This is a genomic window from Pirellulaceae bacterium (genome assembly GCA_029243025.1).
Classification (GTDB): Bacteria; Planctomycetota; Planctomycetia; order Pirellulales; family Pirellulaceae.
In genome coordinates this window covers 217,287-242,957 of sequence record JAQWSU010000045.1, presented here as the reverse complement: position 1 = coordinate 242,957, position 25,671 = coordinate 217,287, and the positions used below count along the sequence as shown (strand labels likewise).

Genomic DNA, 25,671 nt, shown 5'->3' with positions numbered 1-25,671 from the left:
AAACGGGGTAATGAAACGGGGTAATGAAACGGGGTAATGAAACGGGGTAATGAAACGGGGTAATGAAACGGGGTAATGAAACGGGGTAATGAAACGGGGTAATGAAACGGGGTAATGCAGCTGCCTAGCCGCAATGGCCGGCTTGTCATCTTCTGCCGATGTCTCTTCAGTTTTCGTTGCCATACTGGCTAGGTGATCGAGCCATCGTCTCGCGGTTGCGGTGATCGCGCTAAGGTTGGCCCAGAAGATTCGCTCCGATTCTCGACTTACTGAGCGTGAGGCAATGGCGGAGGTTTTACGGCCTTCGCGGGCTTGGCGCCACTCAATAAAAGCCCAATCGCCAATGCTCCGTGTCCTCACTTTCTGATTTTGCTGAGTGAGGGACTGAAGGCATCGCTCATCTCGCTCCATTTTTGCGGGTTGGGCGAGTTTCTTATTGTGGCGATGGGAATTCGGGTGTGGTTTTGCCCGTTTCCTCTCCTTGCTAGAATATTGTCCTGTCTCATCCTTGCTCCTGTTGTCAGGAAGAGATAGCGGGATGAGTTGCCAATTTTTGTCGGGCAAGTTGCATTGCTCAGGGTGATCATTAGTCAGAGACGAATGCGTTTTGGCTTGAATGCCGCGTTTTGATAGCAGCAAAATGGCCTTCGGGCCCGTAGCTCAGTTGGTTAGAGCAGGGGACTCATAATCCCTTGGTCGGGGGTTCGAGTCCCTCCGGGCCTATTTGCGTCATCCTGTGTTTCCCAGAGACATGGGATGACAGCTTGTTTTTTTCTCAGCTTGCGCGATATCGCTTTGGCAGCTTGAATGCTATCGGGTGACCGCCTTGTCAGGGAGGGATTGTGATCTCTGTCAAAGTCTCTGTGTTCTTCGTCAGTTTTGGCAAAGTGGACAGAGTCGCAATGATCGGCCCGCTGTCGTCGTACGGATCACGATTAATCGTTTGTACGATTTAGGATGCACAGCGGCCTCCCCGCAGGTTGACGCTTCGACTTCTCATTGGAATGCGCGGAATTTTGGGCACGTCCGTGCGCAGCAGGTCCGATGTCGTGCCGCTACTTCGGTCGATCGTCGATTGAATTGCCGGCTGCGAAGTTTTGCCAGGCCATAGACTGGCACGGGTTCGCTCGCGAAATGCCGTACACGTTTTCAGGGGACGTGTGTGGCATTTCGTGGGAAACTTCCCCAAGTGCTAAGCGAACGCACCTGCAGTCTCATCCGCGTGCGTTGGTAAGCGGAACGACTGAGAGGCGACTCTTGCGCTAAACGGTACGACCGTCGCGCGACTCTGACTTGCAGTTTCCGCAGTGGCCACGAATCATGATTTCAGTGATCGAACCCAGGCTGTTCCGCCGGGGGCCTCGTGATGGAGTGATCTGTACCGAAAAATCATTCATACACTTGAGTTCACCACAATCGACGCACATGAAGTGCGGGTGGGTGAACTCGGCTTCGCTGCTTGATTTTTTCAGCTCAAAGCGTCTTGTCTGGTCGCCCAGGTCAAGTCGCGATACCAGTCCGGCATCAGCAATTTCGTTCAGGCAGCGAAACAGCGTCGACTGATCGAATCCAAACTCGGCAAGCGATTCAACGACCTCCGAGTGGCTCATCGGGGCCCCTTCTGACGCCAGCAGCTTCAATACGGCCACTCTTGCAGCGGTAGCACGTAGAGACACGTCTCGCAGCGCTTGCTTCGCCCAAGCGGCGTCTGTTTTAGTACGACTCATGCGCGAGGCTACTCCCCTATCGAGGTTGACTGTCCACATGGAATTCTAGCCAGCGGCAAATGTCTTTGCAACTGCATTGCAATAGCAAGTCAAGTAAGACGCATTCCTTTACAGTCTACTGCTGGCGATCGACGGCCTCTAGGTATTGCAATTGGATTGCAGGTGTGATATAGTCGCATCTGTGGTCGCGAAGGAGGCGTTGGGCCTGGAGGCGATTGAAAACTGATTACTTCATTTCCAGCCTGGACGCAGTCAGTTGAGGGATAGAGGAGTAGCTACTGTGAAGCGAGGGTCTGACGGTACGGCAGTTGGCCTCCCGGATTCGGCACAACAAGCGGCCAGTCTGCTGAACCAGCAGATTTGGTGCTGGGGACGCGATATCGAGGGTTCCGAGGGAAACCTTCTGGTGCAGCACGGATTTCAGCGTATCGAAAAGCCGACGGGCAGCAGCGCTGCCAGTCTTTACCGGTTGGATTTATCACCGACGTCGCGCGTCATCTTGCGAGGTTTCGGCCTGTTCTGTGGCGACAACCGCTGGGGAGGTGTGTTCCTGCGTCGCTTCGATTTCAAACCGCAGTTCACTCCGGCGGCGGATTTGTCTCGGCCGCCATGGTTGGTGGCAGACTTGCCACCACTTGTTTCACCGCGTGCAGGCCAGGTGCCGTGCTGCCAGCGGTTGTTGTTGACCTTGATTGATTGGGTTCACCAGTACGAAGTTTGGATCGCAGAGCGCGCGGGAATTGATTACCGAGCCGAGACGTTGCTTGATTGGAACGGAAAGGACGGATCGGTGCCACCGGAGCAGATGACTTACGCCTGGCGGATGCTAGGCGCGGCGGTGGCAGATCATCCTGAGCACTTCATTCCCCGGAGTCGTCGGTATGCATGACGTGACAGCTCGACGCTGCTAGACAATTGGTTTTCCTGTTCACCCAGCAAGTGCTGCTTCCGATTCTGTTCGATCGGGCCAGCGTACGCGTTTGCTGCATCCCTATTTCATATCGATTATGTTTGACGAATTATATAGCGACACTATCCTGGATCACGGGGAGAGTTCCGAATTTCAGGGCGAACTGGCTGATCCCGCGCGGCGTGCCGATGCGTACAATCCGCTTTGTGGTGACGATATCACCTTGTACGTCGTCATCAATGATCTTGGCGTGGTCGATGAGGTTAAATGGGATACGGATACGGATGCGTGCATCATCAGCCGCGCCTCAGCATCGATGCTCGCGGAATCACTCAGAGGGCAGACCGTTGATTTTGCAAGGAAGCTGACGGCTGATTTCAAATCATTGATTCGGGGGCAATACGATGGATCGACCGATGCACTCGGTGACCTATCGGCGTTTGAATCATTGTCACGTAATCCGCAACGTGTCAAATGTGCTGCGATGGCCTGGGTCGCGCTCGACGAAATAATTGAGGACTACGAATCTAATTGACCTTACATACCATGAGTGACCGTCGTGGGGCTACGGATACTTGGAGTCTGATTCGACCAACACGAGCGTATGTTGCTCTAGATGAAGCAGAGATTCGAAACCGCAGCCCAGTTGTCGGCTTGGGGTAATGCGGGAGATGGAGCACCGAAGATGACTTGGAAAAAGGGAGAGCGTATTCCGACGAACGTGATCGTCGGTTTTCTCGGTTCGGGAAAAACAACCGCCATCGCGAAGCTGATCGATCAGCGCCCCGCGGGTGAAAATTGGTCGGTTCTGATCAACGAATATGGCATGGTCTCCATCGACCATGCTTTGGTTGAATCCAGCAAGGAGGGGATCGCTGTTGAGGAGTTAGGTGGCGGTTGTGCCTGCTGCACGTTGGCATTTTTGTTTCAGCCGTTGCTTGCGCAGTTTATCCGTCGTACGAAACCCGATCGCTTGATCTTGGAGCCTTCGGGGGTAAGTCATCCGGCGAAAGTCGTCGACATTCTTCGCGGACCAAATTTCTCCAGGGCCATCGACCTTCGCAATATCATTTGTTTGATCGATCCGAAAGATTTTGAGGATCCTCGGTGGCGCGAAACGGAGGTATTTCAAGATCAAGTGCAATTGGCAGATATCGTCGTTTTAAACTGGACGGACAACCGTGATCGCGAGTTGATCGATCGCTGTCGCCTTTGGGTCGAGAGTTTTAGCCCAGCGAAACAATTGATCCTGGAAACTAGTTTCGGCGTGCTCGACTCCGGATTGCTGGATATGGTATTCGATACCGTGCGTTTTCCGATGTTTGCCGATGCCCACCCACTACCAAGACCGAACCGTCCGGACCTACCGGTTCTCGATTTGGACGAAAGCAGTCATCATCACTTGGAAGATGGCCCGGACAAACAAGCAGGGACCGATCTTGCTCAACGAAGCCCTGTTCCACGCCAGCCACTTCGATTCCAAAACGACGACCCTGGTTATGATGCATGCGGCTGGATCTTTCACGTTGATGACATCTTTGATCGAGATAAGCTGCTTGATCTGTTGGGTTACGTCCATCCCATCGTTCGATTGAAAGGAGTATTTCGATGCGAAGACGATTGGTGGATGATCAATCGAGCCAAGGATGGGACCTCGTACGCCCCCTCAGCTTATCGGCGTGATAGTCGCCTTGAAATAATTCTTGACCGCAAGACGTCGGGCTGGAACGAGTTTGAAATCGAATTGCTTCAGTGTTTGGCTGAATAAACGCAGACGCTACGATGCGTCTGCGTTCGACGCCAATCGCTTCAGCATCGCCACCCTCACCGCACTCGCACGCAGATCGCATCCCGAAAGGATTGCTTCGTCCGCGTCACGTCTCTCGCTGTGTTGGTGCAAAAAATTTGCAGATGCCTTCATGGCTTAATGGGTCTGAGTCCGCACTTGCAAAGCAATTGCATCTGCGTTATTCTGCAGGTCGACCTGAGGTGGAAGCCTTCCGCCCTGCGAGCCACCATCTCCGATCCTTGCGACTGAGCCCACGGCCTCTGCCCACGGCCTCTGGCCACGGCGTCCCTGAGACGGGGACTTTTGTCAGGGGATTAAATTACACGCCCGATGGTGACGTCAGAAATTACCCAATTGATTTCATGCACGCTTGCGTCGGAGATTCCCTTGGGAGTCTTGGCTGCCGTTACAGAAGAAACGGCAGGGAATGAGGCTCTTTTTGATTGTCTGCAACAAGGAAATGCAATTAGATGAAAACATTAAATCCGACGGTGCAAGGAGCCTATCAAACGCATCGAGTGAAGAGCCGATTCGCGCTGGATGACTCATTGAGTTCGTGCGAGGCGTTCGAGACGTGTTCGAAATGTTGTCGTCCCGCGAGTCGATGTCAGTTTGGCGATTCGTTTTGCGCATGTTGCGCGGCTGTTGCGCTATCACTGATACCGTTTCAGCATTGTTCGGCGCAGAATTTTGGGCACACGGACGTGTTATTCGAATATGATTCCGGCAAGATTGAGGTCAACGCCCGGACCTTCACCAGCTATTTTCCGACCCGCGGCATTTCCAAGCAGTTTCAAACGTTGCCAGGTTTTGCGTCAGAGTCGGATGTAGACCAAGGGATCATGCCAAACGACGAAATCGTCTACAACGTCCTGTCGGACCTGCAATTCTGGGTCGACGGAGCATTGCAGCCTGAGCAGCTAAATGCCATTCAGATTCGAGTACGGAATCGTCCGTCATCTGTTCCGGACACGATCTTATCGGTCGAATCGGGCGTGCAATCTGGAAGCCTTAATCCGCCAAGCAATCGGGTTGGCCGCGCGTCCGCGTCGGGCAATTTTCATTCTGACCTGCAATGGTTTCTCGAGTCCACCGATGATGACTCGCAGCCACCTTTAGGGACCTACGCCATCCAGCTTGGGATGTCGACCAACCGCGCTGCGATTGCCGATTCGGACCCGTTCTATTTTATTTGGCATTACGGTGCGGACATCGATGATTACGAGAGCGCCGTCGCGTTCTTCGAGGAGTCGTTGTCTGAGCCGACATCACCCGGGGATTTTGATCTTGACGGTCAGCTTAGTGTCGGCGACGCAGAGGCACTTGTCGCCTCCATTCGAACGGATTCGACTGACCTTCGCTTTGATCTCGACGGAGATGATAGAGTGAGCGTTTCAGATCTCGACAATTGGGTGACTCGGATTGCCAACACATGGCACGGCGACGTTGATTTGGATGGCGAATTCTCGAGCACGGACTTGGTGTCTGTGTTTCAAGCGGGTCGATATGAATCTCAAGAGGGAGCAACTTGGCGTGAGGGAGATTGGAACGCCAGTGGGCAGTTTGGGAGTAGCGACCTGGTCATGGCATTTCAAGACAGCGGTTATGAAAAGGGGCTGCGCCCTTCGATCGCGAACTCCGTTCCAGAGCCCGTAGGCTCAAGCGGGATAGTTTTCGGGGTGATCTTGCTTGTCGCCAGTCTACGTAGTCGTACTGGTCGGCCGGGAGGGTCGTTCAGCCTTTGTCCGTGAGGGCTCATCTCTGTTAAGTATTCGTTCGTAGTAAATCCTGTCGCAACGCGTGTCGTTCCTCGAGCATCTTCTCCGCTGCATCGTTATCGTATGTCTTTTGCGATCCAGCGACCTTGTCGAGCCGAGGGCGAACTCGGCAGAAGGCCCCCTCGTAGCGACATGCTCGACACGGCTGGATGAAGTACTTCTGTAGGCATTCGCAAAGATTCCTACTCCAAGTTGAAAAGTTGCGAACTTGCTACGGTCGACAAGTCGTCGATTCAGCGAAGCGGCTACGGTGGCATTGGACTTTGTCAACGACGCGCGTATCGGTTAGCCGTTTTTGGTTTCTGATCGCGGACCGTTTTCTCGCGAAGTGCCGACGGATCGAAACCGAGAATGTGAATTTCTTGTTAACCTGTATCAAGCGAGTGCCACGGCAGCGCTTTCGTCACGCGCTTTTGTCAACTGAGTGGTGGTTTGAGGGATTGCTGGTTGACAATCATCACGGCAAGACTTAGCATGGGAACCGGTCGGTCATGCGTTAGTTCCTGCTTGGTTGGAACGCAAAAATGTGTTTACGTTGGAATCCGATCGCTCTTGTTGCGCTGGGCGTTTTCGCCCTTGTCTCTGTGTTTGGACAAGGTTTGCACTTTCTTCCGAGTGCTAACCATTTCTCGAGCCAAACGCACGGGTGTGATCACTGTTGCCAGCATGGGGCGGATCCCACAACTGACTCTGATTCGACATTGGCTTACGACTGCCTAATCTGTCGATTCCTCGCTCAAGCGCAGTTTCAAACGGATTGGCGGATTGAGCTGCCTCTCGCCCACAACTGCGACCTGTTGAATGATCGCCAGCCCTTTCGCATGGCTCTTTCCCTTGTCGCATTGCATCTTGCCCGCGCACCTCCTCTCGCAAGCCAGTCTTTCAATGGCTAGTTCGAAACCAGCTTGGCGTTTGCTACGCGGTTGAAGTCTTTAGGATTGTTCGCATCTAGCGATCTTTGATTCCTCAAAGGCGAACGGTGCGCTTCTCGCGTTGCGCAGCGGAACTTACGTGGCTAGTCGTTCACGCGGTGTCCCGACGGCGAGTTGAGGCAAGCCTTTCAGATTGAAGGGGTTGAGGTTTTGGCAGCGAACGGCACTTAAGCGGAAGTAGTGGTTTCTAACTGTAAATCTGGGTGGTCACGGGCTTTCACGCTCGTCGATTGCTGGTGGTCGGGACGGCTATTGGAATCTTAGTTTTGTTGCGATTTGCAATTCGAGTCAGTGGCGGTTTTGAGATGCGGCACACGCATCGCCGCCAAAACAGGGAAACAAGATGTATTCCTGGGAAATCCTCCATGGATGTTGCATCTTTACTTATATCTATACTTTTGAGAGGACAACAGAGATGAAAATTTGGTCACGATGTATCCTGGCGTGTGTTTCAGCCTTCTGCGTGAGCGGAATCGCTTACTCGGAAGACGGGCACTCGGATGTCGAATTTGTTTACGAGGATGGAAAGATTGCTGTTGAGTTCGGCGATGAAGGTGCTGTCTTTGAAGGAGAGTTTCCGACTGAAGGCATCGATCTACAGTTTACGAGCGAGCCTGGGTTCGCTTCGGAGATCGAAGAGGGTGGAGGCATCGGAGCAGACGACCAGATCGTCTACAACGTCATGAGTGAGTTGCTGTTTTGGAAAGATGGCTTCCAGGCCGTTCCTGACAGCGCCCAGCTTCGCGTTGTAAATCGTCCTCCGTCACCCTTGGTTCCCGACACGCTCATCAGCGCTATCACGGGTGCTCAGCCTGGAAGCTTCGATCCGGCGATCAACCGCGTCGGCGCAGCCGAGGCGAATGGAGACTTCCATAGCGATTTGGACTTCTTTCTGGAGCCGAAAGGTGATGCAGCCGATCCATCGATGTTTGGTGCTTATGGCTTTATGGTCTCAATCAGCACGGATGCCGCTGGGATCGCTGATTCCGATCAGTTCGCGATGGTCTACAACTTCGGTTTAGAAGAGGAAAGGTTCGAAGAAGGTGTGGGAGCGTTTGCGAGCTTGGTTCCGGAACCGAGCAGTGCGTTGTTATCCTTGCTGGCGATTTTCGGCGCTCTTCCCTTCGTTCGTCGAACTCGTAACCGGACTTCTTCCTAAGTCCTTGGCAAGTTTGTCGGATACTTGCGTCCCTTTTGCCGACTGGAAGAAAAGATGAAACGCCAACGCTTGGAACTCGTTACTTGCGCAAGTCTCGTTGCGTACGCGGCGATCGTATTGGCGGGCCAGGCGTTGCATTGGCTCCCGGGTTGGGGCTGCCATTGCCATTCGGGCAGGTCGTTATCCCGCAGTGCTCCGAATACGGACGCTGCGTTCATGGTGGCGATCGGAACTTCCGCCGCTCCCAACGCCGAGAGGTGTGGTTTTCAACGCAACAGTTTACGCACTCGGATCGAGCCCGGCACGTTCGTTGAGGCGGATCGATATTGCCCCGCTTGCCATTGGTTTTCGATCGCGCAGCAGCATGCTCAGCCCGTGCGTTTTGCGGTCGAAGTTGCTGCTCTTTCCTCTTTAAGTCTTCCCGACTGCGAAGTCTGGAATCTGAATCACGGTAGCATTTTCCCTCGTGGTCCACCTCTTCTGTTGGTATCCGCCTGCACGCTTTGAGCACCTTGACTGTCGCACCTCGACTGTCGCACCTCGACCACCGCACCTCGACCACCGCACCTCGACCACCGCACCTCGACCACCGCACCTTGAGCACCGCACCTTGAGCACCGCACCTTGAGCACCGCACCTTGAGCACCGCACCGTGGTGACGAGGGCGGCAGCGGGGTCGTGACTGTCCTGTGTAATTGCAACATCCATTGTGTAATTGCAACATCCAATTCGGCGATTATCAACCAAGGTTGTGCTGGGTGGTTGCTCGGAGGTGTCGGTAGCGTCGAGTTGATGACGGATGGCTAACATGCAAACCTTTCTGGCGACTCAAATAACACACGAGCGATGGATCTAAGCGATGAATAATTTGCTGATGGTTTCTAGCGAAGCGGGTTTACCGACCTCTCGCGTGGTGTGGTCCGACCTGGCTGGAATGACGGCCTCGTTGGGATGCGCAATTCACTGTGCCACGATGCCGCTCGTGATTGGCTACCTTCCGTCACTCGGACTGACGTGGATTGCAGATGAGGGTTTTCATCAGTGGATGGCCGTTAGCTGCGTGGTTATCGCGCTGGCGGCTTTTGTTCCCGGTTGGAAGTGCCATGGGCTGATCGCCCCAGCGATATTGGGTGTGGTTGGTATCGGGTTGATATCTTCCGCCGCGTTTGTGCTGGAACCCTGCTGCGAGCATGATGCATCGATTCAAAAAACGACGATGCATAGTTCACTGGCGGCAGTAGCCTGTGACGAGTGCGATGCGTGCGCACCAGGAACCGCGGCTAAGTCGGAATCATCGCCATCCTGGGGCAAGACACTCAGGCCTTACGTGACTCCGTTCGGCGGATTCGTTCTGATTGTGGCCCACTTGCTCAATCATCGGTTCGGTTGCCGATGTTGCTCGGATAAACAGGACTGTCAATCGTTCATGGGGGCGTCTTGAATGGATGCTAGACCGCTGAATGTGAGTTGTCAGCACGGTAGGGATGGGCTGATGACATTCCTGCTCATTGCAATAGCCATTGTCGCAGGCTGTTCGCGCCCATTGTCGGTCGACCGGATTTCACCCGACGCAAACGAGAGCGATTCGTTCTCTGGGCTGCAGGAACGACAATACGATTCGATTACGGAACTCGAGTTGACTCAGCTTGTCCGTACGAGCACCGAGCCGATTCTTGTTGAGTTCGGTGTTGACTTCAATTGTGCTCGTTGCGAGCAGATGACGCCGGTCGTGAACGAACTAGGACAACAGTTCAAAGGTCAAGCACGAATCGTTCGCGCAAGCTTCAATGCGTCATCCGCGGTTCAAGCCCAACTTGGACTGCGACTATGCCCCAGCTACTTGTTTTACCGCAACGGCAAGCTGGTCGATCGCTGCGATGGTCCCACGATGTTGCCGTTGCTCAAGTCCAAGCTTTCTCGCCTCATTTCACACGACATGAGTTCTGGAGTTTCTTCTGCGCCGCGAACGTATCCTGTCGAGGTGTCACCATGAGACCATCGTCGAGCAGAACGTTCGTTGATCGAGCTGACAAGCAGCTGGGAGAAAAAAATCGCATCCGTACCATTTTCCATGATCGCGGGATGGTCTCGGCTAAGTACCTCGTCCAAGAGATGCTCAACTGGATTTATTGGCTAATTACCGCAGACTTCTTTCCAAAGTGGAATGCGTTCCTTCGCTATCTGAGGACGCCGCTTTCGGTGCTTCTGATGACTTCTGCGATTACCTTGGTCTGTGGGGTGTTGGTGGCTCCGCAGATTTTTCTCTTGCTCGCGGCGACCGTCTGCGTGATCACGGTGGGGCTGGTCTATCCGTGGCTTGCGATCAGGGCCGTTGAGTGTCGTATTGCCTTTGGAAAGCAACGAGTCGTCGAACGAGATGTCGTATGTTCAAAATTGATTGTGCATAACCGGTGGCCGATTCCCATTTGGGGATTGGCAGTCCAACGAGGTTTTGATTGGTGCGAAGCGGGCGGGGCCCTGAGCGATGGTGTCTCGTTGGCATTGGCTCATGTACCGGCCTGGACTCGAACAGAGTTCGCTTGGGAATTCACACCACTACGCCGCGGTGTTTACCCGAAAGGAGCGCCGATGGTCACGATCGCCTTCCCTTTCGGTCTTTGGACCGCGAGGAAAAAAGTGATGGTCGACCAGCATATCGTCGTATGGCCATCGCCTCTGAATATGAAAACTCGCTATTGGAATAGCCAGCGGCGTGTCCGAAATGTCGAGCCTTCGACAATCATCGTGGGCAAAGATTCGGACGTCACCGCCATTCGCCCCTATCGATCAGGAGACGGCATGCGTGACGTTCATTGGGCGGCGACAGCTCGACTGAATGAGCTCAGGGTCAAGGAGCGACAGGGGGCTGCAGAGTCTCACACCGAAATTGTCTTGGATGTGTACCCACGTGTTGCCTCGCAGCTTTCCGGCGATTCGGACGAATCGCTTGATTGGGCGATCCGGGTTGCGGCGGGACTTTGCGAGGCATATTTTCGAACTCGAATGCCTGTGACGCTTCAGTTCGGCAAGCACCGGTTCGAAGTACGATCCCGTCATGAGCGAAAAATAGCGATGGATGCGCTGGCGGTTGCGGACCTTGGAGAACTCAAAACGAGATTGCACGAGACATCTCCCTGGCGGCCGCACGAATCGCAGGTGCGGATCACGATTGACCAAAACCTTGGCGAGGTGGCGATGCAGCCCTTCGCCATTGAAATGACGTGGCAGATGGGCGGCCGGTCGACGTGCCACCGAATCCATACGGTTAGCTCGGGGCCGCAGGCGATCGAAGACTTTCACCGTGAATGCCAGCGTTTGAGTGGGTCGTTCAATCGACCCGATTTTCATCAATCCTCACAACAGAGATGAGAGTGAAGCCATGCGAACTGATGGCTCAGCTGAAAATATACGCGGGAATGCAACGTCTTTATTGATTGCCATTAGCGTAACAACGGGTGTGTTTCTCGTTTTGATGAAAAACGGCGTCCCTGTTGGTTTGATCGTCGCAGAGTTGATGATTTCATTGGGACTGCTCTTCGCAATGCGGTATTGTCTGCGCAGAGCTCATGAACGGTGGACAGGGAAACTATTGAGCATCGTTATTCCCGTGGTGGTTGCGATTCCGTTTGGGGTCGAAATCGTCAGCCGTGCGATGTTCTTGGCGGGATTGCCGCTGGAAGCAACAGCCATGTGTGCACTTCGTAACCTAACGTTTCTGCCCTTCCTGTTTCCCAAGGATCAACGTTGTCAGTGTGCCGGTGTGGCTGTGAGTCTCTTGTCGGTGTTGTCAATCTATCTGCAAGATCACGGCCTAGCGACGTCTGTCATTGTCTTTATCTATAGCGTTTTGGGTATATGTTGGCTGATTGGTTGGCACTGGATGAAGTTTCATCTCAAGGCGCCTTCCCGCTCTCAACGTCAGATTCCTCGCTCTGCAAAAATAGGCGTTGTTGGACTGACGCTTGCGTGCGCGCTGTTTGGGTTGTTTTCGTTACGAGCGACCACGACGACGACGGCAATTGCAGGGTTCATGCCGAGTTCAGGTGGTAGTCGTTGGAGTGATCCGTACGCCTTCGGTGGTGTCGGTAACGGAGATCAGATGGTGGAAGCAACCGATTCGGCAAAATCAATCGGGCCGATCGAAAGCGATTTGTTTCTCGAATCTACGATGCCGTCGATCTACGACGTTTTCAACGATCTCTATCAGGAGCCCGCCGGAAAGCCTAAGAAAATGACTCGGGCGATTCCGCTCGCACCCAGTGACGTTACTTCAAACCATAGCCGCCTCGCGAAGAATGAAGTCGCGTCGCGTGAATTTTCGGCTACACGTCGTAAATCTCGTCGCAAAGAGGGCGGGAAGATGGATGATATCAAGAGTAAGGCACTGTTCTATCTCAAAGGGCGTGTGCCAGTGCATCTCAAGCATGAACTCTACAATTCCTGGGACGGCACAACTCTATCATTCCGCGGAGACGTGCAGCGACCGGAGCTGACGCTCGTCAAAGATCAACGGACTTGGGTGTCATGTGCGGCTCGCCCTGACTCAATCGTACAAGACGACTCTGAAACGCACGTCATTCGGATCGCTCGATTGAGCACTCGTCGCGTGCCGTTGCCCATGGACTGCTACGCCGTTGGCATCGATAAACTACACACCGCTAAGTTTTTTCAGTGGACGCAGGATGGTGTCCTTAGCTTTGCGGGCGGTGAGATTCCCCGCATGACGGTTCTTCACGTTCGCTCAATTCCGCCACGACGCGAAGTTGTGCAGGCCGTGCGTCTGATTCGTGATGAGCCTCCCATTGATTCCGGTCTTGATCCTGCGATAGTGCGAAAACTTCGAACTTGGACGGCGGGAGCGAAGACAGATTGGGACTGTGTCACGTCAATCGTGGCCGGCATCCAGGAAACATGTCGGCTTGATCCAATCGCTTCGATTGATGAAACAGAAAGCGACGTCGTCAACGAGTTTCTTCTCGTAGAACAATGCGGACCAAGCTATCTTTTCGCGATTGCAACGGCGCGGCTGCTGCGCGAAAATGGTTTTCGGACACATGTTGTAAGCGGTTTCTACGCGCGGCCAAAGAACTATGATCGTGCGTCGGGGCAGACCGCCGTGTATGCAGACGATGTTCACTTCTGGGTTGAAGTGCAAGCAAACGACCAATCGTGGATCACGATCGAACCAAGTCCCGGATACGAAATACAGCATGCTCGACTTTCCCGATTAGAGCGCCTCGGCCGGTGGTGGCGTGAATCGCTGGTCATGCTCTGGTCACACAAGTTCATTCTACTTTTTGGCGTATCGTGCTTCGTCGTGGTCGCGATCTACCGTCGACACATCTACGTATACATGTTGTACTGCTTTTGGATGTTGCCGCTGCCAAGGACTGAACGAGCGCTAGTTCGAGCGTCACTGACTGTTTTGGATGCACACGCGTGTCTGCGCGGACGCCAGCGCCCGATAGGTATCACGGTTGAAGAATGGCTTCGCACCGTAATTGAGGACTCCAGGGGGAGTCGCATTCCAGTGGCAGCAGAGTTTCGACGCCTCGTTCAATGGGCCCTGTATGCGGGCCCTGAGCACGGTCCAACATCGAGCAACCCACGGCAGATTTGTCACGCCTTCCTTGAGTCGGTATTGCCCCGTCGGCAGCCGAGATCAACCTAACCAAAGACTTTACCGCCATGAGGACATCCGTGACTGCATCAGATTCAACTGAGTTGACTGCAGATAAGTTGAAGATGATTCGCGATCTTCGCACTACTTTGAACACCGTTCTTGTTGGTAAGTCGGACATCATTGAACTTGTCCTGGCGTGCCTGTTGGCTCGTGGGCATCTACTGCTTGAAGATAAGCCGGGACTCGGCAAGACGACCTTGGCCAAAGCCGTCGCAAAAGCTATTGCGGGTAGTTTTGCTCGCATCCAATGCACTCCCGATCTCATGCCAAGCGATGTGACGGGATTCAGCATGTTCAATCAGAAGACACGCGAATTTGATTTTCGGCGTGGGCCCGTATTTTCTGATATTCTGCTTGCTGATGAGATCAATCGAGCTACGCCGCGAGCCCAGAGCGCACTGTTTGAAGCGATGGCCGAACGACAAGTGACAGTCGACGACAAAACGTACGAACTACCGCCCACGTTTTTTGTCATTGCCACCCAGAATCCGCTTGACAGTCATGGTGCGTATCCACTGCCGCAAGCGCAGCTCGATCGATTCGCCATGAAATTGAGCATTGGCTATCCAGCCGCCGCGAACGAGGAAGAAATGCTGGCGACGGCAGTCGGTAACCAGGGATTGGATCGGAGTGATATCGCGCCTGTGTTGGACATTAATGCGCTGGAACGGTTGCAGGCGGAGGTGTCGCAGGTTGAGTTGTCCAATGGAGTACGACAATACCTGCTCGCGCTGGGACATCGTACACGCAATGATCCAAGAATCACGTTGGGAATGAGTCCACGTGGACTACTTACCTGGCAATCGCTCTCTCAAGCCCATGCGTATCTGGACAATCGATCCTTTGTGACCCCTGATGATATTCAAGCCGTTGCGAGGTCAGTTTTGTCGGTGCGACTTGAGAGTGATTCTGATTCCATCGATACGCTCGTTGACGAACTGCTTCAATCCGAACCGATTCCACTTCACGGATGAGAGGTGCGACTCTCGTCTTTTCCCCGTTTGTAATTAATCACGTTCATCGTAGCCACCATCAGATAGGATCCACCGATATGAAGCGAATAATGTCCCAGCTTTGTCTGCTCTTCCTTTGCCTTTTTGTTATCGGTTGCACCCCTGCGGACGATCAGCAGGAGACTGGCCACGACCACGGCCACGACCATTCAGCGGAGACCCGCATGCCCTTCGATTCGCTGGTCATCCGGATATGCGGACATCGCGATGCCATCAAGGCGGCGTTTGACGCCGACAAGCAAGATGAAGCACATGATCCTCTTCATGAGATCGGTCACCTCATCACACAGCTGCCCGATGCGGCTGCCGAAACCGATTTGGATGAGTCGGATTGGAACCAAGTCAAGCAGGCATCGGACAACCTGATGGTCTCTTTTGGCAAAGTCGATGCACGGTTTCACGGCGAAGAGGAAGGCGTGAAGTTTACTGAAGTTGAGGAAGATGTCCAAGATGCAATTTCGGTCTTGAAAGAAAAGGTCGCCGTCCTTGCCAGCCCGAGTCAGGAATCTCAACCATGACGACACTCGCTCTCGGGATGCTACTTCGCCTCATCCAGTCGGTCTTGGAGGGTGCGCCGACGTTGCTGATCGGTGTCCTTTTGGCGGGAGTATTCCGACACATGCTACATGCGGAGGGCACGCGGCGCATTTTTGGCAACGGAACGTGGCGATGCATACCTCAATCGTGGGCACTTGGGATGCTCTTGCCGGTGTGCTCGCTTGGCGTGATACCCATCGCGTATGAGATGCGACGCGCGGGCGTGTCAACTGGGGCGATTCTTGCATTTGCGCTGACAGCGCCGTTGTTCAATCCGCTTTCGCTGCTTTACGGACTGACTTTGTCGACTCCTGTGATTGTGATCGCATTCGCCACCGCATCGCTTGTACTGGTCACGTTGCTCGGCTGCGGCTGGGACTGGTTGTATGCTCCAGAAGGAAATAGGACCACGGTTCGAACGCCGGAAATCGCCCCCGGCTGGCAGCGAATTGCCGGCATCTTTGTCGTAGCTTGTCAGTATTTGTCAGGCTCCATTTTGCTGTACTACTTGATCGCGCTATCTGGAAATTTGCTGTTGTGCATCATGTTTCCCGTGGGAAGCTTGCAAAACCAGTTTGGACAAGGTGACTCAGGGGCGCCATTGATCATGTTGGCCTTGGCAATACCGGTTTACGCCACACCGTTGACCATCATGTCGCAGATCGGATCGATGTTTGTGCATGGAAATTCTATCGGTGCGGCTTATACGTTGCTGGCGTTAGGTACGGGCGTCAACTTGGGACTGTTGGCTTGGATAGCACGAAATCATGGCTTATCCCGAACACTTGTTTTGTTGCTTGTTTTCGCAGGCTCGGTAACGGTAATCGCTTATGGAATTCAAGGTCCGTTGCGTGTTGCTGGCACGGTCGACCATCCTCACACGCACGCATTCGATATCTACAGTGCACCGTTTGAAAGGACGGCGACTAACACTTATTTTATGTTTCGCCGACAATTGGCTGAAACTTCATTGGGCTATGAGCGAATCGCCGTTTCGATCCTGGTGTTCATGAGCATCTGTGGTTTATCGGCTCGTGTCATGCTTCGACAGATCGATCTCGAAGAATGGTTGTCCCGCTCGTCATTGAGTCATCTGTCCGATTCAAGCCGACTTGATTGGCAATTGCCCAGTTCCATGCTGGGGTTGGTGGTAATCTTCGGACTCGTTGCGGCCAGTATTGGAGGTTGTTACATCTATTATCCAGCCCCAACGGAGACGTTGGCCGAGATGAAATATGTACGTGCTGAGGCTATCTCGGCCGTTGCCTCACGCGACAAGCTAACAGCCACTAGGAATCTCCAGCGGTACGACGAGTTAACACGCCGTTTGCAGGTGGGCTACTATCTGCGGAATGGCACGTTGACTGACTTCCAACGCACCCAATGCCGCGTGCTTCGTGGCTGGTTGGAGCGGTGTAAAGACTTGGCGGAGGCTGGTGAATTTGAGTCTGCTAGAAAAATGTCGAATCCAATTTTCTTGGCCCACAGAAGATGCAGAAAAGCCTTTCAACTATGAAGCAAAAAACCACGGTGGGAATCGGTTGAGGGATTGAAACTGATTTCCAATACCAAGCTGGTTTTTTCAAAAAAAATCTAGCTGAAGTGACCACAATTAGGTACGGGGCCGTTCTTGCTCTTTTGGATCTCAATATGACATCAAAATATCGAAAAGCATTCACGATCGTAGAATTGTTGATCGTCATCGCGATAATCGGACTTTTGACGGCAATTCTGATGCCGGCGATTAATTCGGCACGGGAATCGGCTCGACGAACACAATGCGTGAATCGTCTACGCCAATTGGCGATCGCGGCGGAGCATCACCACTCGGTTCACCAAGCATTTCCACCGGCGCGGCTGCTTGCTCGGCCCGGCGATCCGAATCAATGTGGCGGCGCCGAGGCGACTTGGTTGGTTCGAATCCTGCCTTATCTGGAAGAACAGGCTGTCTACGCGGAATGGGATCTTTATCGGCCGTGGTACGAACAACCCGCTGAGGCCCGCAATCCCAAGGTCGTCGGCTTTATTTGCCCATCTCGCCGAGGTCTTGATCGTGCTCTGGTGACCCGGGACGTACCGCAGCCCGGGGCAGTAAAGACGATGCGATCGGCTTGCGGATGTACCTTCACCGTGCCGGACAGCGAGGCGTTTGAAACGGTGTCCGGCGTCGTGACGGACTATGCTGCGAATCATGGTGATTTGAGCCCCGGCGCGACGGGCGACGAGAGTGACTTCTACTACGGCGGAAACGGTACTGGCACGATTATCACGAGTCGTCCCGCCTGTCGTGGAGGTCAGCCTACCAATTGGATCGATCGGATTTCCAGCAAGAAGATCAAGGATGGATTAAGTAAAACCTTTCTGATCGGCGAGCGGCACGTACCGAGATCGCGGATCCAAGCGTTTCCCGAAGATCCCCCCGCGTTCGATGGTGACTACCTAGGGGGCTTTGCCCGTGTTGCGGGACCTGGCGCGCCGATCGCCTTTGGAGCATCCGACGAGGGGGCAAGTCCGTTGGCATTTGGCAGTGCTCATTCCCAAGTCTGCAACTTCGCCATGGCAGACTGCTCGGTCGTCAGCCTCTCAACGGATACGAATACACGGCTGCTAGAGAAGCTTTCACACCGAAACAACGGTAGCAGCCTGGCCTCGTTAGATCGCTAGTGTTGATCTGAAAATGTCAATGAAACACATTACCTTTTTGGCTCTAAGTCTCTGTGCATTCGCGATTGTTGGTTGCAGTGCAGGCCATCTGCCTACGTACCCGACTTCGGGAAGCGTTCGATTCGAAGATGGCGATCCTGTTCGGTTTGGTTCGATTGAGTTCTACAATCCAGAGCACGACGTGACCGCTCGGGGAACCATTGATCGTAATGGGAGGTACGAGCTGAGTACTTTCCAAGTCAATGATGGTGCGATCGCCGGAGAACATCAGGTCGTCGTCATTCAGATGCTCATGCCGAATCCTGTTGTAAAACGGAGTCCAGCGGATGCCAGTCGCGAGCACCATCATGGGCGTCACGTTGACAAAGCGTACGCAGGGTATGCAACTTCCTCGTTGACCTGTAACGTCGAGCAGGGTGACAACGTTCGCAACTTCACTGTCAGCGAATAAGAGAAGTAGCCCGCGTTTGCGAACGCGAGTTCCTTGTCGAACTCCGTGCGGGACGATGATTACCGAGTTGCGATTGGGGCGGTCTGTCCTTGAGCGATGATCGCGGTCTACCACGATGAACCAGGTGCGCCGACGATGCGACTTGTGCTGAGCGGAACTCGAATAATTAGCCCCAATTGAGCCGAATCCTTGGGTTACAATGGGAATGGGCTGCTGCAATTTATTCGTCTAAAGATAAATTTTAAAAAACGAAGATTCGTTGAGCTTTTAATCCATGCGAAAATCTGCATTCACGTTGATTGAACTCTTGGTCGTGATTGCGGTCATAGCAATTCTCTTGATTCTTGCTCTGCCAGCCATCCAATCGACACGCGAATCGGCGCGACAAACTCAATGCAAGAACAACCTGCGACAAATCGGAATTGCTCTGCAGATTTTTCACGGTATACGTGGCCATTTGCCGCCGGGTTGGATGGGGCGCTCCGCGACTCATGAGCACGAGGTTCAAGGGCCAGGAAGTTGGGCATGGTCTGCCCATCTATTGTCGTTGTTGGAAGAAGACGTTTTGGCAAAGCGATTGTCTCTCCAGCGGCCGATGCTGCATGAGAAAAACGCGGCCGGTCAGTTGCCTATTAATGTGTTGCAATGCCCCTCGGATGTGAGCGTCGGTCGCCTTGTTGTTTACCATTCCGGACACCGCGCGTTTGAGTTTCCTAAGGCCAACTATGTCGGTAACTTTGGCGCGAACAAGTTGGTCGACTGCAATCGCTTGATCGGAACTGGAAGACAATGCGACGGCTACCCCGCCCGAGGGCCTTTTTATCACAATAGTCGCGTCAGATATCGAAAGTTTGAAGCAGGGACGAGCAAAACCATCATGGTGGGTGAGCGGTCCTCAGATCGAGTGTCGAAACATCCGAGAGCAACTTGGCCTGGGATCGGATTGGGAACTGATAATCCATATGCCCTCGTTCTGGGGAGTGCGGCGTTCGCGATCAATGATGCGGCCGACGAGGCATTTTCCAGTCATCATCCAGGCGGTGTCCATTTTGTGTATGGCGACGCGCATGTCGAATTCTTCAGCGATGACGAACATTCGCGTAATGTCTTTATGGAACTTGCCACGATTCAACTGCACGGAGGCAAGGTCGATGAATTGGTCCTGTTGACTAGTCGAGTTCCGCCAGTCAATCCGTCCGGCGGTAGTGCTCAAACGCAGGGGGTTTGTGTGATTTGCGGGGAACATTCGGAAGATCCTTTTAATCACATACCTAATCAGGAGGGACACGTCGCCGTACCATAGCGAGAGGCAAGGCCTGTTCGGTTGTGATGGAGTTATCTGATTCAACCCAAAACATCGTCGCTTTCACGACGGCAACCGAACACCGTTGTCATCCAGCCTCGAAATCGATCGCTCCCACTCCGTTACGATTTTCGTCGCGCTCGAGTGACCTGCCAAGCAGTTAAGTTCATTGGTTGGTCCACAAGGCAGAAGTGGCAAGCGTATCGGGAAACAGGGCCTTTGTAATTCCTCGCGCGTCGCTTTCTTAGCTGGACTTCTTTGGAGGTCCTTAGTAAACTTTTCGGCTACTTGCGTCCCTTTTTCCGACTGAAACAAAAGATGAAAAGCCAACGCCTGAGTTGGTTACTCGTGTAAGCCTCATTTGCTTACGCAGCAATCAAACGGGTGAATTGGTCGAAGTTTCGCCGTTAGGTGCGCATGAACTTTCCCGCCTGAAACGCAAGAATTAAATCACTGGAATCAAATTCGCCATCGCCGTTCCAATCGCCTTCATTCCAGTTTGAGTTATTCGTTGATTCGTCCTCGTATTCGCCTGCTTGAAAAATGCTAACAAGATCTGACGAATTGAATACTCCATCCAGATTTGCATCACCAAAATCCGTCATCAAGATCTCACGAACGAGATGGTCACGATCCGATTGAGTCACTTGTTCGTCGGCGTTCAAATCAAATCGCCTGTCGTCACTGCCCAACCGGAGAGCGACTGACAAGAGATCAATGTCGGTCGCATCAATTTGTCCGTCCTGATCAAGATCCCCTGGCACGGTGAGATCCGCTGCCGTCCCGGGAGTTCCACCCACAACACTGCTCGGATTCCAGCTGCTAGCTGCCGACCAACTTGCTAAATCCGAGTTGGTGACATCCACGATCTCCAAAGACATTCCTGCGCCATCGGTGGACGGATACCAAGCATCGTCGTAGGTAAATTGATGGATCGTTGCATCGCCAGACCGCAGGGTGATCGTTTCGGTATCGTTGCTGAGACGACCGCTCCACTCACCGGCCACGGGCAGCTCACCACCATATCGAGACTCAAACGCGTCCAGGTCCTCAACGACCAACGCACGTTCACCGGGCCCAAGTTGCGTAATTCGACTTTCACTGAAATCAAAGTAAATGCCTCTGAGTCGCTCGGCGATCGTCTCTTGTGTCAACCGAGCATCCGTAAGTTGAATGAGATCGGGTCCGATGTTGACCAATTCGACGAACTCGAATTCATCATTGTTGTCGTGCCCGGCGGCGATCTCTTGATCCGAAGCATTGGCCGGATTGTAATGGAGTTCGCTAATCCGTAAATGGGCAGCAATCGTCGGCTGATCGCCAACGTAAGTGTGCTGGGCCACGACCTGGCCATCGGCCCCGATGACACGTACCGAACCACCCGCATTGGCAAGACGCCCCTCGTAGGCTCCTTGGACGAACAGCTCTTGTTCTCCACTCGGGCCCGTCGTCCGTGCACGAAATGCCTGCACATCGGGTGAAACGTAGATCGAATCGTGGCTGGGGATCACGGTGCCAGGGCGGAATGTTAAATCCACCAACCCGGTTAATTTCCAGTTGGAAATGTCTACCGCGACGTCGTGTGGATTGTCGATGCGGACATACTCTTCGCGTTGATCGCCACTGACAGGATTAAAGTCAAGCTCACCAATAATCAGCTCTGGGTTACCGACTTGAGGGCCGGGAATTCCCACCGAAAAATCGGCAGGTCCATCTAGCCCATGAGTCTCATAAAGATAAACTCGACGCTGTTCCAGATAGTCGGTTTTCAATTCGTCGATCGCAGTGAGGAAGTCGATTCTTTCCCCGTAAATCGCTCCCCATTTCTCTAAATCCATCGCGGCGTCCGGTGCCAGCGCGGCGGCCATTTCGTCAATCTGGGTCTCAAGCCTTCGTTCGGCTGGCGGCGTATTGGGTGATTGGAGCTGCCGGTCCATCAAGGTCCGCAGGTAACGAAGATACATTTCCTGCATACGTGGGTCGGTGATCAGCGCATCATTCTTCGTGTTTGGCCCACAACAATTGTGAGCGATCGCGGTCTGAAAGGGGTGTGCCCGACGTTTTGCTGGTGAAAGGTTTCGTTCGTGTGAAAATCCGTCGCCACTGATTTCGTCATCATAAAACCGGTTACCCCAAGTCAAATCTTTGTCATGACCGATCGTCACCCACTCGCCGGTTCCATTGGTGTCGCGGTATACGAAGATATTCTTTTGCCAGCGATCAAAATCTTGACTGATGATTCCAGCAGTTAAATAAGAGATCATGCCTGGGATATCAATATTGTCAAAAATGTATTGGCTTCGATTGGGGTTCGACCGTCTTACGCCAAGGACAAGCTCCTGAAGGTCAAAGTTGCCTTCGTGCTGTCGAGTTTTCTTTTCAACACCCGTCGTGGGCGAACTGACACCGTTACCGTTGTTTAATTTATAGAGTGCGCCGTCGGGATCGAATCCATGATTTGCCAACATATCCGCATCGACATTTTCGGCGAAGGCAGCCACGCTGTAAAACTCGCCGTTCTGCTGCACTCGCCAGGTGCCTGAATTACTCGCCAACGCTCCGGCGTCCTGGTAATACTCGTAGGTCAATTGTGAACGGAGATAGGCCTTGTCCTGAAACGTGGTGTTCAAGTTGAATTCGGTCACGCGAGGTGCATCAGACGTATATCGAAAATCATGGCCCACATTGAACTCGAATTTAAAGGACTTCTTGCGGACGCTCCGAGAAGACGCTCCTCGGACGCGCACAAAAACGTTGTCATAAAACTCACCGTCCAAATAGACCGATGCCCGACTACCACTTGCTCGATTCGCTCGACTGGGACTCTCCAAATACCAATGCAAGGTCGTCAATTCAGTTTGCAAGTTGGGATCCGTGATCACTGTCCCATAGTATTCGGGAGACTGCCTCGCCGAGGACTCGTCGAGAAAGAGTGGCGCGTTGGTGAGGTTGTCCTGCTGGTCTCTGGCCACAACCTTCCAACGCAGCATCTCTGCTGCGTTCGCCGCGGCCGGAATGAGTCCCGAATAGATGCCATCTCCCGCAACCGCATCAACTGCCGTGCCGTCATCAACCATCGGGACCGTCTGCTCGGCACCGTACATTACCGCATAGACCAAATTCACCGAATCGATCGGTAGGTTCCGGCTTGTCACCTGAGCGGTAACCGTCAACTCCTGACCAACGGCCAACGGTCCTGGATTTTCGGTGACTGCCGAGATCACCGGCCCTGTGGTGGCAACCGCCTCATTGGCCTGATTGGGGGATGGATCCGTGAAATGGCCAATCAGCCCGTCATGCCCGACTCCGTAGGACACGTCGGTAAATTGGTGGGGAAGATCGGTCAAAGTGTCAATCAACCGACCATCGTCCCAGGTGATCGCCAACGACTCACCTCGAGCGTCCAGCCTGAAGTTCGTATGAGCCCGCCCCTGCTCGTCCAGGGCTGTATCCTTGATATCAAGTCCGGAAGCAAAAACGACGAGCGTTCCGGCCGCTGGAATCACCGAACCGGTGGGAAACTCCCATTTCTTACGATCGCTGAGTTCATCGGTAAGATGAAACCCACTCACATCGACAGAAACGTTCAACAGGTTGGTGATTTCGACCCAATCAGGACGGACGCTTCCCCCCACGAAATCCGCATCATCCGTCAACCGTGTCCGTGTGGAGAGCCCTCCATCGTTGTGAGCCATAAACTCTGAAATAAAGACGGAGGCAGCGGAAACCACCAATTCGGCGGTGACAATATCGGACTGTCGGACACCGTCGTCCAGCCGATAGCGAAAACGATCAACACCGTCGAAACCCGGTTCTGGCGTGTAACGAAACGATCCATCTGATGCCAGCAGGAGCGTTCCATGTTGAACGTCGTCAACCAAATCGGCTGTGACGGAAATTCCGTCCGGATGAACATCATTGGTGAGGACTCCCCGCCTCTGTCCCACCGACGTCTCAGAGTCAGGAGCCACGATGAAATTGTCAGCGACCGCCTGTGGTGCGTCCGCCTGTGGACTCACATCAATCGTGACCAAGCCAGCGCTGCTTGCATCGGCGACGACGGATACCGACAAGTTATCGATCGCCCCCGCAAAGCGACCACGATTAGGCGTTGCCGGACCCACTTGGAGACGGATGTCGCCGCTGCCGTCGCCAACATAATGGAAACGATCAGGAGCGAGTACCGTACTCCCCGTCCAGGCTCCGGGGCGATGAACAAAGGATGCAAGTACCGTGTTGTCAGCGCGAAGAACTTCAATCTTTACACCATCCGTGCTCCCTGTTTTTTGCGTGCCGGATTGATAGACGGCACCACTCGCAGAGAAATCAACCGCATAGATAATTCCTGCCGTATTCGATTCAGAAATCGTCCGACGAGTCTTGATCAAGTTATCCTCCCAGATCATCACCGCCCAATCGCGCGGATTGACGATATCTGTCGCATCCTTGCAGTTTTCGGCGCAGGCCGTCACATTGGCCGTGTCCACTGCATGTGCCGAACCGCTTCCCGATTCGGTCCATCGGCCCAAATTACCGCCGTAAAGCACAGGCATTCCAGATTCCAATTGACTGCCGTTGAACTCACTGCGAGAACCAGTAATTGCATCGAAATCTTCGGTAAAGATGGCGTCGATATCCTGCTGCTGATCGCTGGCTCGGTACCGAAACGAATCACTTCCAAAGAAATTGGCAGCCGGCAAGTAAACGAATGAACCATCCGCTTGCAAATCCACTTTGCCGTAGCTGGGATCCTCAACCAGAATTGCCTTCAGCGAATTTGTACCAGCAGCGGCGTTGTCGTTTTCGAGTACACCGGGTGCGTCCACGACAAGCGGACTGTCTTCATGCACACGAAAGGTATCGTCTTGAACGACAGGTGGTGAGTTCTGATACTGATCGAGCAATTCGCTGTTCAGTTCTTCGGCCTCGTCGGGAGTCAGATCATCATCATAGATACGAATTTCTGCGACATCACCTGCATAGGGAAAGACGCCTCCCGTGATCGCTCCGATCCACATTTCGCGCGCAGCACGCGGCGCCTGGGACACACCCGATGTGCTGTCGACTTGACCGTCGACGTACAACGAAATCGTGTCGCCTCCTTTGGTATAGGTCGCAACGTGAGGGCTGCCATCGTTCAAACCGGTCTGGGTTGATAACTGGGTTGTCGCGCGTTTGCCAATCCCAGCGGCCACTTGTCCTTCGCCATTCAAAGACATTCCCCAATCGTCCGCAAAACCGAATTGGCTGGTGTCGATTAGGCCTGTCTGATCAAACCAAAAGCGGGAATCGCTGCCCAGATCGGCTGACGAAGTCGCAAAAACCACGACAACCGTATAGTCATTGGCTCCCGACATCGGACTGTCGGTCGCAGGAACACGGAAGTAATCACCACCGTTGCTTGGGTCAAAGCGGACGATCGACTGACCGCCGAACACGTCTTGCACAAGCTCGGGCGCCCCCGTAGCCACCGCCGTCACATCACCGATCGAGTCCACCCAGTTGGTAACCGTTTGGCCTTGCTCGTGCGTCGCAGTCAAATCTTCTGCCAACCAATGTGCCGTAAGATTTGCAACCAATAGCTGCCGGGACTCCAAACGTTCAAGCTGCGGCTGAAAGGCTCGCGGCAGCCCCAACCTGCGATCGCCGCGACGAAGGCCAGCGCGCCGGACTGAATGCCGATACCATTTTGAACTGTGCCTGACACCCATACGGATCCTCGGGT

The 25,671-nt window shown here is 53.6% G+C and carries 18 protein-coding genes and 1 tRNA gene; 17 read left to right on the top strand and 2 right to left on the bottom strand.

Features of this window, described 5'->3' with window-relative positions; all coding sequences use genetic code 11:
- The first annotated feature begins 649 nt into the window (after positions 1-649).
- Positions 650-723 (top strand) — tRNA-Ile (locus P8N76_19890).
- Positions 724-1,262: 539 nt separating this feature from the next.
- On the opposite strand, the gene P8N76_19885 is transcribed toward P8N76_19890, so the two are convergent.
- Positions 1,263-1,727, bottom strand: coding sequence for a transcriptional repressor (locus P8N76_19885; GenBank protein MDG2383944.1), 465 nt, complete (start codon positions 1,725-1,727; stop codon positions 1,263-1,265).
- A gap of 280 nt (positions 1,728-2,007) precedes the next feature.
- Here P8N76_19885 and P8N76_19880 point away from each other — a divergent pair, with 280 nt between their 5' ends.
- From P8N76_19880 to P8N76_19805, 16 genes are all read left to right on the top strand, one after another.
- Positions 2,008-2,616, top strand: a complete 609-nt coding sequence (locus tag P8N76_19880) for a hypothetical protein (protein MDG2383943.1) — start codon at positions 2,008-2,010, stop codon at positions 2,614-2,616.
- A gap of 118 nt (positions 2,617-2,734) precedes the next feature.
- On the top strand, positions 2,735-3,172 hold the full coding sequence (locus P8N76_19875) for an SUF system NifU family Fe-S cluster assembly protein (GenBank protein ID MDG2383942.1): 438 nt from the start codon (positions 2,735-2,737) through the stop codon (positions 3,170-3,172).
- A gap of 81 nt (positions 3,173-3,253) precedes the next feature.
- The gene (locus P8N76_19870; protein MDG2383941.1) at positions 3,254-4,405 is read left to right on the top strand and encodes a GTP-binding protein; all 1,152 of its coding nucleotides are present in this window, start codon (positions 3,254-3,256) and stop codon (positions 4,403-4,405) included.
- 491 nt (positions 4,406-4,896) lie between these two features.
- The gene (locus tag P8N76_19865; protein ID MDG2383940.1) at positions 4,897-6,177 is read left to right on the top strand and encodes a hypothetical protein; all 1,281 of its coding nucleotides are present in this window, start codon (positions 4,897-4,899) and stop codon (positions 6,175-6,177) included.
- A gap of 1,374 nt (positions 6,178-7,551) precedes the next feature.
- Entirely contained in the window at positions 7,552-8,295 is a 744-nt protein-coding gene (locus tag P8N76_19860; protein ID MDG2383939.1) for a hypothetical protein, read from the top strand.
- Between the two features lie 54 nt (positions 8,296-8,349).
- A complete protein-coding gene (locus P8N76_19855) occupies positions 8,350-8,802 on the top strand; it encodes a hypothetical protein (protein ID MDG2383938.1) in 453 nt (150 codons plus the stop codon).
- Positions 8,803-9,154: 352 nt separating this feature from the next.
- Positions 9,155-9,736 (top strand): MerC domain-containing protein, encoded by a 582-nt coding sequence (locus P8N76_19850; GenBank protein MDG2383937.1) that lies wholly within the window; start codon positions 9,155-9,157, stop codon positions 9,734-9,736.
- 51 nt (positions 9,737-9,787) lie between these two features.
- Positions 9,788-10,288, top strand: coding sequence for a thioredoxin family protein (locus tag P8N76_19845; GenBank protein MDG2383936.1), 501 nt, complete (start codon positions 9,788-9,790; stop codon positions 10,286-10,288).
- On the top strand, positions 10,285-11,664 hold the full coding sequence (locus P8N76_19840) for a DUF58 domain-containing protein (GenBank protein ID MDG2383935.1): 1,380 nt from the start codon (positions 10,285-10,287) through the stop codon (positions 11,662-11,664). Before P8N76_19845 ends, P8N76_19840 begins: the two co-directional genes overlap by 4 nt.
- 10 nt (positions 11,665-11,674) lie before the next feature.
- Positions 11,675-13,966, top strand: a complete 2,292-nt coding sequence (locus P8N76_19835) for a transglutaminase-like domain-containing protein (protein MDG2383934.1) — start codon at positions 11,675-11,677, stop codon at positions 13,964-13,966.
- A gap of 74 nt (positions 13,967-14,040) precedes the next feature.
- Positions 14,041-14,952 (top strand): MoxR family ATPase, encoded by a 912-nt coding sequence (locus P8N76_19830; protein MDG2383933.1) that lies wholly within the window; start codon positions 14,041-14,043, stop codon positions 14,950-14,952.
- Between the two features lie 77 nt (positions 14,953-15,029).
- Positions 15,030-15,509 (top strand): hypothetical protein, encoded by a 480-nt coding sequence (locus P8N76_19825; GenBank protein ID MDG2383932.1) that lies wholly within the window; start codon positions 15,030-15,032, stop codon positions 15,507-15,509.
- Positions 15,506-17,044, top strand: coding sequence for a permease (locus P8N76_19820; protein ID MDG2383931.1), 1,539 nt, complete (start codon positions 15,506-15,508; stop codon positions 17,042-17,044). The genes P8N76_19825 and P8N76_19820 overlap by 4 nt, the downstream gene beginning before the upstream one ends.
- A 134-nt stretch (positions 17,045-17,178) precedes the next feature.
- The gene (locus P8N76_19815; GenBank protein MDG2383930.1) at positions 17,179-18,192 is read left to right on the top strand and encodes a DUF1559 domain-containing protein; all 1,014 of its coding nucleotides are present in this window, start codon (positions 17,179-17,181) and stop codon (positions 18,190-18,192) included.
- A gap of 19 nt (positions 18,193-18,211) precedes the next feature.
- Positions 18,212-18,643 (top strand): hypothetical protein, encoded by a 432-nt coding sequence (locus tag P8N76_19810; protein MDG2383929.1) that lies wholly within the window; start codon positions 18,212-18,214, stop codon positions 18,641-18,643.
- Positions 18,644-18,917: 274 nt separating this feature from the next.
- Positions 18,918-19,946 carry a DUF1559 domain-containing protein gene (locus tag P8N76_19805; protein ID MDG2383928.1) on the top strand — a complete coding sequence of 343 codons (1,029 nt, stop codon included), beginning with the start codon at positions 18,918-18,920 and terminating at the stop codon, positions 19,944-19,946.
- A 407-nt stretch (positions 19,947-20,353) separates the two neighbouring features.
- Here P8N76_19805 and P8N76_19800 read toward each other — a convergent pair whose 3' ends face one another.
- Positions 20,354-25,525, bottom strand: a complete 5,172-nt coding sequence (locus tag P8N76_19800; protein ID MDG2383927.1) for a CotH kinase family protein — start codon at positions 25,523-25,525, stop codon at positions 20,354-20,356.
- Positions 25,526-25,671 lie beyond the last annotated feature (146 nt).